We start from the raw sequence: 12,003 nt of genomic DNA on the forward strand, positions 1-12,003 counted from the left end.
CCTTGGTGAGCCATTACCTCACCAACTAGCTAATCCCACCTGGGCATATCCTGAAGCGAGAGGCCCGAAGGTCCCCCTCTTTGGTCCGTAGACGTTATGCGGTATTAGCTATCGTTTCCAATAGTTATCCCCCACATCAGGGCAATTTCCCAGGCATTACTCACCCGTCCGCCGCTCGACGCCCAACAAATCACCCGAAGGGTCAATGTTGTCGTTTCCGCTCGACTTGCATGTGTTAGGCCTGCCGCCAGCGTTCAATCTGAGCCATGATCAAACTCTTCAATTAAAGTTTTTTTGGCCGCTCTTATAAAAAGGCGACCGGCTCAATGAATACTGACTTCAAAACTGTTCCTTACTCGAAAGTAAGAAGTAATTTTAAAGCTATTACTATTCCAACAGAATAGTAATGAATTGACTGTGCTCTTATTGGTTTTCACTTTTCCTCTCTATTTAAAGAAAGTAGTAAAACAAACCAGCTCAAGGCTGATTTCCAATTTGATATTGGTCACTCAGTTCATTGATAAATCTTTTCGATTATCATCAACGAGTGCCCACACAGATTGATAGGTTTAAATTGTTAAAGAGCGTGCTTTAGATGATTCCTTTTGTGAGGTACATCTCAAAGCGGACGGCCATTCTAGCGTTTTGAACCTCAGTGTCAAACACTTTTTTAAGTTTATTTTCTAAAAGAAGTTAAACTCAAATGGTTCGGCTAAACTGCCTATGAATCACTGCGAAGCGTTGTGCGCTCTGCCGTGTCAGTGAGGCGCATTATAGAGAACATTGACGCATCGGCAAGGCTTTTTTTCAAAAAACTTAATAAAAATAGCTTTTCGCTCAAATTTTGACTGAAAGCCCTATTTATCCATTTTTACCCCCCTTTTAGGTACAGGTTATCCACAGAGTTATTCAAAAACACAAAAAAACCGCCAAATTGGCGGTTTGATTTTAATTGTTTTATGGCTGCTTATATTTAGATACCAGAGCCATTTTCTTCTTCATTATCTTCATGAAGCCCACATTCTCTCTTTAATCCAAAGAAACGAGTATCTTGCTCTTTCATTCCTTCTACATACTTTGTGGTTGTATGCACATCACCAATAGAGATATACCCCTGCTCTTTAAGAGGATGCTGTGGAAGACCATGCTCTTCTATATACTGATTTATTTGCTCACTAGTCCAGTCGACTATAGGTAAGAATTTAAATACACCATTTTGTATAGATAAAATAGGCAACCCTTGTCTTGAGTCTGATTGGCTTCTACGTAATCCGGAGAACCAAGTTCCAACATTCAGTTCAGTTAAAGCTCGGCGCATCGGCTCTACTTTATTTAACTGATTATACTGAGTTAGCCCTTCGACACCTTTATTCCATAGCTGACCATAGCGAGCTTCTTGCCAAGCTGAGCTGAGTACGCTTTTATAAACTTTAAGGTTTAACCCCAATAGTACTGTTAGCTCATCGATAAATTGATAGGTCTCAGGGAATAGATACCCTGTATCCGTCAATATCACCGCGATATCTTGTTGTTGGCGCGTAACTAGATGAAGCATTACCGCAGCTTGAGCTCCAAAACTTGAAGAAAGAGCGTGGCTTCCTTGCAAATTATTCAATGCCCATGCAATACGCTGCTGTGTCGTCATATCTTCGAGTTCAGCATTTAATCTCGCCAACTCTAAAGTTTGCTCAACTTTATTAAGATTTACGATCTCTTGCAGATCTGGTTTTTGTTTAAGTTCAAGCATGAAAATCCCTCTTAGATACTAAGACTTCTTTTACAATGCCATCTCTAATGACAAAGTCCCCAAATGCTTCTTGTGGTTGACGACTTGCAGTCCATCGTTCCACCAGCGTATCAATATCTTCAAGTATCTGCGCTGAGCTGGCATTTTCTTTGTAGATCTTAGGTACGCGAGTACCTGCTTTATTACCACCAAGGTATACGTTGTATCTATCTGGTGCTTTACCTACTAGACCGATTTCGGCCAACATTGCTCTACCACAACCATTCGGACAGCCAGTTACGCGTAAAATGATACTTTCATCTTCGTCCACACCATGCTTTTTCAGTATGCCTTCAACATCAGTCACAAACTGAGGAAGAAAACGTTCTGCTTCTGCCATTGCTAGAGGACAAGTAGGAAATGCCACACACGCCATAGAATCTTTACGTTGTTGAGACGTTGTTGAATCTAAAAGACCATGCTCAAAAGCTAGCTTCTCTATTTTATCTTTATCTTCTAAAGGGACACCGGCAACAATCAAGTTTTGATTTGCCGTCATACGCAAATCACCTTTATGGATTTTCGCTATTTCAGCAACACCCGTTTTTAATGGCTTGCCTGGGAAGTCGAGTAACCTTCCGTTCTCAATGAACAGAGTTAAGTGGTGCTTACCGTCTATTCCTTCTAACCAACCAAGCTTGTCACCACGGTTAGTAAGTTGATACTCTTGAACTGGCTCAAAGGTAATTCCCGCTCTTTTTTCTACTTCTTGCTTAAATACATCAATACCAACGCGATCTAGTGTGTATTTTGTTTTCGCATTTTTACGGTTTGAACGGTTACCCCAGTCACGCTGAGTGGTAACAACTGCCGCGGCAACTTCTAAAGTATGCTCCAGAGGAATGTAACCAAACTCATCGGCTTTTCTAGGATAGGTCGAAGTATCACCGTGAGTCATTGCTAACCCACCGCCAACCAATACATTAAAGCCGACTAACTTGCCATCTTTAGCAATCGCAATAAAGTTCAAATCATTGGCGTGTAAATCAACATCATTATCTGGTGGCACTACAACCGTAGTTTTGAATTTACGTGGTAAGTAGTTACTTCCCAGAATCGGTTCTTCATCTGTTGTTTCTACTTTTTCACCATCTAACCAGATCTCGGCATAAGCTCTAGTCTTTGGCAGTAGATGTTCACTGATCTTTGTTGCCCACTCATAGGCTTGCTGATGTAGCTCTGATTCAACAGGGTTACTTGAACAAAGTACATTTCGATTCACATCACCGGCTGTTGCGATTGAATCGATACCGATTGAATTTAAGGTTTGATGCATGAGCCTAATGTTTGGCTTCAATACGCCGTGAAACTGAAACGTTTGACGAGTAGTTAGTCTGATACTTCCATACATAGAGCTTTCAGTCGCAAACTTGTCGATAGCGAGCCATTGCTTAGGCGTAATCACACCGCCGGGCATGCGCGCACGCAACATCACATTATGCAAAGGTTCTAATTTTTGCTTTGCTCGCTCGTTACGAATGTCTCTATCATCTTGCTGATACATTCCATGAAAACGTATTAGCTGAAAGTTATCTGCTTCAAAGCCACCGGTAATCTCGTTTTTGAGGTCGTTAGTAATGGTGCCACGCAAAAAGTTACTTTCTCGTTTTAGTCTTTCATTGTCAGAAAGTGGGCCTAGTTCTTCACCCAATACAACTTGCTTTTCCATTAATATACGTCCCTTTGGTATCGTTTCTGTTTACGAAGATCTTTTAGCCACTCTTCAGCACTTTCTGAGCTTAATCCGCCTTGCTGTTGTGCAATATCTAATAGCGTTGTCTGTACATCTTTCGCCATTCTTTCTGCATCACCACAGACATAGAGGTATGCCCCGTCTTGCAACCATTGCCATAATTGCTCGGCGTTTTGTTTTAACTTGTCTTGCACATAAACTTTATTTGCGCCGTCTCGGCTAAAGGCCACATCAAGCTGACTTAATAAGCCGTCTTTTAAGTAACGCTGGAATTCGACTTGGTATAAGAAATCTTGAGCAAACGTTCTGTCGCCAAAGACTAACCAGTTTTTACCTTCGGCTTCTCTTGCATCACGCTCTTGTAAGAAACTTCTAAAAGGAGCAATACCTGTTCCTGGGCCAATCATGATAACTGGCGTATTGTCATCACTAGGTAGTTTGAAGTTATTGTTATGCTCGATGAACACCTTAACTTCTTCGCCTTCCTCTAAACCATTAGATAGGAATCCAGAAGCGCCACCGATTCGCTTACCTTTATTGGTATCGTATTCAACAACACCAACCGTTAAGTGCACTTCTTCATCCACTTCTGCCTGAGAAGAAGAGATAGAATATAAACGTGGAGTCAGTCGTCTTAGCATCGAAATTAATTCTTGAGCCGTTAGCTGTGCTTTCTTCTCTGCAATAACGTCAATGATTTGAGTTTTAGCGGCATACTCTCGAAGCTTATTTTTATCTTCGACTAATTTGAGTAGTTTTTTGCTATCAGACTTTTGCGCATACTGAGTCACAAACTGAGGATTAGATGAGGTCACTTCAAAAGACTCAATCAATGCCTGTTTGATTGAAATGGTTTGATCGTCAAGCTCAACCGTTTCGTCTTTATCAATGGCCGCCGTTGCTAGAATCGCATCCACCAGCTGTTCATCATTTTTATACCAAACGCCTAATGCATCGCCTGGCTGATAAGTAATGCCTGATTCTTCTAAATCAATTTCGATGTGTCTGACATCTTTGGTGGAATCACGACCGGTGATCTTTTGGTTGGTTAATAAGCTCGCGGTATAAGGTGATTGCTTGCTGTATTGAGAACCAGTAGTTGAAGTTGGTAAAGAGACAACTTCACCAGCAGTACTTGTTGATGATTTAAATAACTCACTGATGGTATCAAGAGCCTGAGTCTGCCATTGGGCAACCGGCGCTTCATAATCTAAGTCACAGTCAATTCGGTCAATAAACGGGGTTGCGCCTAGCTTGCTAAGTGCAGCGTCAAAGTCTTTACCTGTTTGGCAGAAGAACTCATAACTAGAATCACCAAGACCGATAACTGCATACTGCAACTTATCAAGTTTTGGCGCTTTCTTAGAATTGAGGTAATCATAAAACTCAATCGCATTATCAGGCACTTCACCTTCGCCGTTAGTAGAAGCAACCACAATAACGTGAGTTTCATTTTTTAAACTCTTGAGTTTATAGTCAGCAGCATCATAGAGTTTGGCGGCGTAGCCTTCCTCTTGTACTTTTGCATGCAACTGTTTAGCAACGCCTTTAGCGTTTCCAGTTTGAGAAGCAAAAATGATAGTCAGCTGTGAGGCTGTGCCAGTTGTACTCTCGACTTGAGGAACTGAGGCAATCGTATGATTTTGGCTGATACCATAAAAGTAACCACTAACCCATGCCAATTGTTGTGGCGATAGTTCAGCAGCAGCTTGTTTTAATTGGTTTGCTTGATTATCACTAAGTGGTGAAGCAAAGCCGGAAAGATCCTTGAGCAACATGGTCACATTATCCCTGTATATTACATGACCATAAGATTACCTATAATTTGTAATAGCAATAAAGAATAAAGAAGCATGTTTAATAATCAAAAGGAATGAAAAACTATTTCCCCTATAGTATTTCGACTCTCACTTGGCTAAATCCAACCGCCATAGCACTCTTTGAAGCAGAATCAAGATCGCTGTAGTAATGTTGTTCCCCTTGAGGATCTGTAAGGGCTAGGATGCCACCATGACTATCCCTAAACTCAACTAACCACAAGCCATCTTGGCTACTTTGCTCCACAATAGCTTCCACCAAACGCTCAGAACGATACAGCACACGAAGTTCATTGATTGTCATATAAAGCTTGCTCCCTATTTCTCCTATTAAGGATGGACCAAACTGATAAAAATGCGAGTTGATAACGACTATCAAATAGAATCTGGCAGATAATAAAAAACCCGTCACAAAAGGACAGGCTATTTATAGTATTCGTCGAATGAACCTAAACGGTATTACAGATTAGAAAGCAACTTGAGCACCAACAAACCAACCATCGACAAACCCGTAGGCTTTATCATCAATACTTTTAAAAGTGTAATCAAGTACTCGATATCCACCACGTAATACAATATCTGCAGAAGTTAAAGCAAAGGTATATTGCACACCACCAGTTACATCAGCAGATTTAATATCGCTAGTTTCACCATAATCAAACTCGCCAATGACCGCAAAATTGGTGTTGGGAACTTGGATTAGAGCATTCGCATACCAACTAAAGATAACCCCATCAAAATCGATACGTTGACCCGAGTCTTCATCATAAAATGAACTGTCTCGGTAATCGGTTAGAGTAAAGCCTGCATCTAGCTCTAAGTTCTCTGTTCTTAGAGGACGATAATAGAAAGTGTAATCAAACTTATCGTGAGCAATGTAGGTGGTGTCTAACCCTGTATATCGAATGCGAAAATTAGGAAGGTAAGGAACATCATGTTCAATTTGCGCAGATAACACTGGCAATTCATCATCATCTTGGCGAGTTTCTCGAATCTTTGTACTGCCCCAGAACATATCGGCAGTCACTTTTCCATGAATACCCGGCTGTGCCTCTTTAGCCTGCACAGCCCAAGAGCTTGCCAATGCACAGGCTCCGACAACAGCAACGAAAGTGCATCTGTTCATTCCCTACCCCTATAAAACTAAAATCATTCCTTTATATGCAGATACTAGCATACATAGATTTTAGTTAAATCAATAAGTAACGTTATGAACATGTACGGTAATACCTAAACAGGCCGTAGATAATGGCTCCGATTATAATATAAGGAAGTAAATTAAAAGCCGCCCCTAATAAACTCACCACAATACTCAGTGCAAATACCGCTGCAAACGCAACGAAGAAACCAAAAAATGTTAAGCCGACGAAGAAAAATACACCAAAGAACATAAGTAACATCAATAGCTCAAACATAGTGACTCCTAAATAAATTGACTACGACTCAATTAAGACCTGACTTTAGACCCCTTACTTTCCTATAAAGCAAGTACCTTGCCAAACTATCAATAATGCTAACACCTTGATAATAAAAAACAAAAAAGCCCTAATCATAGACAAGGGCTTTGTGCATTCGTTCAATGTGGTGTAAATAACCAACTAGTGGTTAAGCCTACACTCCCAACTCTTTAGGGATTTTAGCCAGTGCAGCTTCAACAACTTCGATACCTGAACCTGGCTTATGAGCATTCTCACTAATGTAACGTCGCCATTGACGAGCGCCCGGCATGCTTTGAAACAGTCCTAACATATGACGAGTAATGTGTCCTAGGTAAGCACCATCAGATAGTTGTTGTTCAATATACGGGTACATCAACTCAACCACTTCACTGCGTTTTATGATGGGTTTATCTTGGCCAAAGATAAGCTGATCCACCTCAGCCAATAAATAAGGATTCTGATACGCCTCTCGACCAATCATCACACCATCAAGGTGCTGTAGATGCTCAAGGGTTTCATCGATAGTTTTAACGCCGCCATTCACCCCAATATCTAGATGTGGAAAATCTTTCTTGATTTGATAGGCGCGAGGATAATCCAATGGTGGGATTTCGCGGTTCTCTTTAGGGCTAAGGCCACTTAACCATGCTTTACGAGCGTGGATAGTAAAATGCTCACAACCGCCTTTTTCATGAACGGTTGAAACAAAATCAGTTAAGAACTCATAAGAGTCTTGATCATCAATACCAATGCGCGTCTTTACTGTCACTGGAATATCAACCACCGATTTCATCTCAGCAATGCAATCAGCAACCAATTGTGGCTCACCCATAAGACAAGCACCAAAACGTCCATTTTGTACACGGTCAGAAGGACACCCAACATTTAAGTTAACCTCATCATAACCGCGCTCCTGCGCCAACTTGGCACAATGAGCAAGATCTTTAGCATTAGAACCACCAAGCTGCAAAGCAATGGGATGTTCTTGTTCGCTAAAACGTAAAAAATCACCTTTGCCATGAATGATGGCACCTGTCGTCACCATCTCTGTATACAAAAGAGTGTTCTGTGATAGCAGACGATGAAAATAGCGACAATGACGATCTGTCCAATCGAGCATTGGGGCGACAGATAAGCGAGATGATGAATACATAGTTAAGACCTTTTATTGAACTGTACAACACGAAACGAAATTGATGCTTGTGTTCGTGATGCTTAAGTAGAGATGACTCTCACCTCCACTTTGAACGGCGGATTATACGGCTTGGCTGAATCTTCATCAATCATAGACTTTGCCTATATACAACAAAGGCCATTTAGATATTATCCAAATGGCCTTTGTAAGCTATTTCTGTATTCATTTAGAATGCGGGCTCAATGGTGCCTTTAAAGGTTTTCTGTAAAAAATCACGCGTTGCTTGAGACTGGAATATTTTAACGAGTTTTAGGTAGCCAGGATTATTCTGTTGATCTTCTTTAGCTGCGATCACCATCACCGCAAGAGGTGCATCTTTTGACTCTAAATAGATGCCTTGTTTTTTAGGATCTAAACCCGCAGACATGACATAGTTCATTGTAATTGCAGCAGCATCCACATCATCAAGAGAACGGGGTAGTTGCGCAGCGTCCACTTCAACAAACTTTAGGTGTTTTGGGTTTGCGGTAATATCTTGTAGTGTGGCTTTTGAGCCTACTCCTGGCTTAAGAGTAATGAGGTTAGCTTCTTCTAATAGTAATAACCCACGTCCACCATTGGTTGGATCGTTGGGGATAGCAACTCGCGCTTCATTAGGCAATGCATCTATGGAGGTGAATTTATTTGAGTAGATCCCCATACGCATCAATATTGAACGGCCAATAGAGACTAAATGTGAATTATGACCTTCATTGTAGTTATCAAGAAAAGGCTGATGCTGATAACTATTAAGATCAATACTGCCATCCTCTAGCGCGGCATTGGGGGTGATGTAGTCAGAAAACTGTACCACTTCAACTTTGATTCCCTGTTTTGCCGCTTCTTTTGCGACAGCTTCAACCACTTGAGCATGAGGTCCAACAGTTGCGCCAATTTTAATCACTTTAGCTTCTTGTTGACCGCAAGCACTTAACCCTAATACCAATGCCGAGATAAATGCTAAACCGACTAACTGCTTTATTCCTTTCATGATCATTCCTATATTTAATTTTAGACTTCTAGCCATCTAAATTAAATATACTCTTTTGTGATTTGATAGCAATCATTAATTGTGATGCTAAGCACAGTCAATAAATGTCAGAAATAACTCAGGCAAAACAATAAAGGCCAGCACATGGCTGACCTTTATTGTTAATCGTTTTAGAAGTTACGAGCGCAAATTCTTAAACGCATTAATTAAACCATTGGTTGAGCTATCGTGAGAAGCAACTTCTACACTGTCTGCTAGCTCTGGTAAAATTTGGCTAGCCAATTGCTTACCAAGTTCTACGCCCCACTGATCAAAAGTAAAGATGTTCCAAATAACACCTTGTACAAAGATCTTATGTTCGTACATCGCAATCAGGTTGCCTAAAGTACGAGGCGTAATTTGCTTCACTAAGATTGAGTTAGTTGGGCGATTACCTTCAAACACTTTAAATGGTGCAAGCTCGGCAATTTCTTGCGCAGATTTACCTGCGGCCACTAATTCGGCTTCGACTACTTCACGAGATTTACCAAAGGCTAATGCTTCTGTTTGAGCAAAGAAGTTAGACATTAGTTTTTGATGATGATCACCCGTTGGGTTGTGGCTGTTCGCTGGAGCGATAAAGTCACAAGGAATCAGCTTAGTACCTTGGTGAATCAACTGATAGAAAGCGTGTTGGCCGTTTGTACCAGGTTCGCCCCAAATAATTGGACCTGTTTGGTAATCGACAGCATCGCCATTACGATCAGTGTATTTACCGTTTGATTCCATGTTACCTTGCTGGAAGTAAGCGGCAAAGCGGTGCATGTATTGGTCATATGGAAGTATGGTTTCTGACTCTGAACCGTGGAAGTTGTTATACCAAATACCAATAAGTGCCAGAATAGTTGGGATGTTGTTCTCAAGCTCAGTTGATTTGAAATGGTTATCCATTTCATGAGCACCCGCTAGCAACTCAATAAAATTGTCGTAACCCACGCCCAAGGCAATAGAAAGACCGATTGCTGACCATAAAGAATAACGACCGCCAACCCAATCCCAGAATTCAAACATGTTTGCAGTATCAATACCGAACTCAGAAACCGCTTCTGCGTTAGTCGATAAAGCGGCAAAGTGCTTAGCTACGTGAGCTTCATCTTGCGCTTCTGCTAGGAACCAATCACGAGCACTGTGTGCATTGGTCATTGTTTCTTGCGTAGTGAATGTTTTAGACGCGACTAAGAAAAGCGTCGTTTCTGGGTTTACATTCTTTAGCGCTTCAGCAATATGAGTGCCATCGACATTAGAAACAAAGTGTAGGTTTAGGTGATTTTTGAAAGGAGAAAGCGCTTCCGTCACCATGTATGGACCAAGATCTGAACCACCAATACCAATGTTCACAACATCAGTAATTGCTTTGCCCGTATAACCTTTCCACTCACCACCGATAACGCGATCAGTGAATGACTTAATTTTTTCAAGCACAGCATTAACTGCTGGCATCACATCTTCACCGTTAACAACCACAGGTGTGTTGCTACGATTACGCAAAGCGGTATGAAGAACTGAGCGCCCTTCTGTTTTGTTGATTGCTTCGCCTGAGAACATGGCGTCGATTGCTGATTGAAGCTCTGTTTGTTTAGCCAAATCAAACAAGTGCTTCATTGTTTCTTCGTTGACTAAGTTCTTTGAGTAATCAACTAAGATGTCATTACCGAAGTTTTTAGAGAAATGCGTAAAACGCTCAGAATCTTGAGCAAAGAGATCTTTCATCTCCATATCTTGAGCTGATTCAAAATGTGCGGTTAAAGCCTGCCATGCATCTGTGTGCGTTGGATTGATGTTTTTCAACATTATGATTCCTATTATTTTAATTTTAAGTTATGCCCAACCAAGGATTGTCATATCCATTATTGAGCTCCCCTGATACTGACGGTGATAACGCGCCTCTAAGGGCGATTATCTGAATAATTTGATTTTTATATGTATGCAATTGTAGTAGATATGCTTTGTCGTTAGATAGACTCAGCATCATCTTTAATGTAAGCAGGTATCACGCGAGACGTTAGCTTAGTCACTAATTCATAAGCTATCGTTCCCATGTATCTTGCTACTTCTTCCACTGGTAAAGACTCTCCCCAAAGTACGGCTAAGTCGCCTACTTCATCAGTGGCATCGGGACCTAAATCAACCGTTAACATATCCATTGAGACACGTCCGGATAACGGTACTTTGCGACCATTAATTAATATTGGCGTCCCATTTGGCGCAGTGCGAGGATATCCATCACCATATCCCACCGCAATCACACCTATTTTAGTATCTCGTTTACTTGTCCAATTTGCCCCATAGCCAACACTTTCACCAGCTTTAAGGTCATTAATAGCGATAAGATGTGAGCGTAATGTCATTACGGGGCGATAGCCAAGTTGCTGAGCATCATTGTCATTAAAAGGTGAGACCCCATACATGATGATCCCAGGACGAACCCACTCAAAATGACTATCACTACGAGACAATATGCCAGAGGATGCGGCGATTGAACGCTCTCCTTTACAACTTGCCGTCGTTTTCTTAAATAGCTCAAGTTGCTGTGAAGTGATTGGATTTTCTGGCTCATCAGCACAACCAAAATGACTGATGTATCGCAACGGATGAGAGACATTTTTACACTCATGTAAGCGTTGGATGTATTCATCATACTGCTCGGGACGAACTCCTAAGCGGTGCATGCCAGTATCCATTTTTAACCATACTACAACTGGGTTGTCTAGCTCTGCTTGCTCTAAAGCGAGCAGCTGTTCTTCACAATGAACAACTGTCTGTATGTTATTGGCGACTAAAATAGGTAAGTCACCATCGGAGTAAAAACCTTCCAACAACAAAATAGGTTTAACAATACCACCGGCTCGAAGCTGAAGTGCTTCTTCAACTCTGGCAACACCAAAAGCATCAGCACCTTCGGCGTGTTTAGCCACTTCCAAAGAACCATGCCCATAACCATTGGCTTTTACTACCGCAAGCAGACGACTATTAGGCGCTTGCTGATGCAAGCGTTTGATATTATGGCGCAATGCATCGGTGTTAATGGAAGCTACAGCAGCCTTTAATCTACTCATGATCTTTC

10 protein-coding genes and 1 rRNA gene are annotated in these 12,003 nt (G+C 41.4%); all 11 read right to left on the reverse strand.

The window, feature by feature from the left end; genetic code table 11:
* Nucleotides 1–286 (reverse strand): 16S ribosomal RNA (locus A9260_RS04715); the annotation flags it as partial.
* A 687-nt stretch (nucleotides 287–973) separates the two neighbouring features.
* Complete coding sequence (locus tag A9260_RS04720) at nucleotides 974–1,747, reverse strand: phosphoadenylyl-sulfate reductase (protein WP_068696714.1); 774 nt, start codon at nucleotides 1,745–1,747, stop codon at nucleotides 974–976.
* Nucleotides 1,740–3,455 carry an assimilatory sulfite reductase (NADPH) hemoprotein subunit gene (gene cysI, locus A9260_RS04725; RefSeq protein WP_068696716.1) on the reverse strand — a complete coding sequence of 572 codons (1,716 nt, stop codon included), beginning with the start codon at nucleotides 3,453–3,455 and terminating at the stop codon, nucleotides 1,740–1,742. The genes A9260_RS04720 and cysI overlap by 8 nt, the downstream gene beginning before the upstream one ends.
* On the reverse strand, nucleotides 3,455–5,257 hold the full coding sequence (locus tag A9260_RS04730) for an assimilatory sulfite reductase (NADPH) flavoprotein subunit (protein WP_068696718.1): 1,803 nt from the start codon (nucleotides 5,255–5,257) through the stop codon (nucleotides 3,455–3,457). Before A9260_RS04730 ends, cysI begins: the two co-directional genes overlap by 1 nt.
* A 112-nt stretch (nucleotides 5,258–5,369) precedes the next feature.
* A complete protein-coding gene (locus A9260_RS04735) occupies nucleotides 5,370–5,600 on the reverse strand; it encodes a thymidylate kinase (protein ID WP_068696720.1) in 231 nt (76 codons plus the stop codon).
* 162 nt (nucleotides 5,601–5,762) lie between these two features.
* A complete protein-coding gene (locus A9260_RS04740; RefSeq protein WP_068696722.1) occupies nucleotides 5,763–6,422 on the reverse strand; it encodes a TIGR04219 family outer membrane beta-barrel protein in 660 nt (219 codons plus the stop codon).
* Nucleotides 6,423–6,504: 82 nt separating this feature from the next.
* Complete coding sequence (locus A9260_RS04745) at nucleotides 6,505–6,711, reverse strand: hypothetical protein (protein WP_068696724.1); 207 nt, start codon at nucleotides 6,709–6,711, stop codon at nucleotides 6,505–6,507.
* Between the two features lie 196 nt (nucleotides 6,712–6,907).
* Nucleotides 6,908–7,888 carry a tRNA dihydrouridine(20/20a) synthase DusA gene (gene dusA / locus A9260_RS04750; protein WP_068696726.1) on the reverse strand — a complete coding sequence of 327 codons (981 nt, stop codon included), beginning with the start codon at nucleotides 7,886–7,888 and terminating at the stop codon, nucleotides 6,908–6,910.
* Between the two features lie 208 nt (nucleotides 7,889–8,096).
* Nucleotides 8,097–8,900 carry a MetQ/NlpA family ABC transporter substrate-binding protein gene (locus A9260_RS04755; protein ID WP_068696728.1) on the reverse strand — a complete coding sequence of 268 codons (804 nt, stop codon included), beginning with the start codon at nucleotides 8,898–8,900 and terminating at the stop codon, nucleotides 8,097–8,099.
* Nucleotides 8,901–9,077: 177 nt separating this feature from the next.
* Nucleotides 9,078–10,730, reverse strand: coding sequence for a glucose-6-phosphate isomerase (pgi, locus tag A9260_RS04760; RefSeq protein ID WP_068696730.1), 1,653 nt, complete (start codon nucleotides 10,728–10,730; stop codon nucleotides 9,078–9,080).
* Between the two features lie 161 nt (nucleotides 10,731–10,891).
* Nucleotides 10,892–11,995: an alanine racemase gene (gene alr, locus A9260_RS04765; RefSeq protein WP_068696733.1), complete on the reverse strand. Its 1,104-nt coding sequence runs from the start codon at nucleotides 11,993–11,995 to the stop codon at nucleotides 10,892–10,894.
* Nucleotides 11,996–12,003: the final 8 nt, after the last annotated feature.

It is taken from the genome of Vibrio sp. UCD-FRSSP16_30, assembly GCF_001676025.1.
GTDB lineage: Bacteria > Pseudomonadota > Gammaproteobacteria > Enterobacterales > Vibrionaceae > Vibrio.

Bases quoted from the DNA above. Each gene is read 5' to 3' on its own strand.
- A9260_RS04720 (WP_068696714.1), bottom strand. From the start codon at position 1,747: ATGCTTGAACTTAAACAAAAACCAGATCTGCAAGAGATCGTAAATCTT.
- cysI (WP_068696716.1), bottom strand. From the start codon at position 3,455: ATGGAAAAGCAAGTTGTATTGGGTGAAGAACTAGGCCCACTTTCTGAC.
- A9260_RS04730 (WP_068696718.1), bottom strand. From the start codon at position 5,257: ATGTTGCTCAAGGATCTTTCCGGCTTTGCTTCACCACTTAGTGATAAT.
- A9260_RS04735 (WP_068696720.1), bottom strand. From the start codon at position 5,600: ATGACAATCAATGAACTTCGTGTGCTGTATCGTTCTGAGCGTTTGGTG.
- A9260_RS04740 (WP_068696722.1), bottom strand. From the start codon at position 6,422: ATGAACAGATGCACTTTCGTTGCTGTTGTCGGAGCCTGTGCATTGGCA.
- A9260_RS04745 (WP_068696724.1), bottom strand. From the start codon at position 6,711: ATGTTTGAGCTATTGATGTTACTTATGTTCTTTGGTGTATTTTTCTTC.
- dusA (WP_068696726.1), bottom strand. From the start codon at position 7,888: ATGTATTCATCATCTCGCTTATCTGTCGCCCCAATGCTCGATTGGACA.
- A9260_RS04755 (WP_068696728.1), bottom strand. From the start codon at position 8,900: ATGAAAGGAATAAAGCAGTTAGTCGGTTTAGCATTTATCTCGGCATTG.
- pgi (WP_068696730.1), bottom strand. From the start codon at position 10,730: ATGTTGAAAAACATCAATCCAACGCACACAGATGCATGGCAGGCTTTA.
- alr (WP_068696733.1), bottom strand. From the start codon at position 11,995: ATGAGTAGATTAAAGGCTGCTGTAGCTTCCATTAACACCGATGCATTG.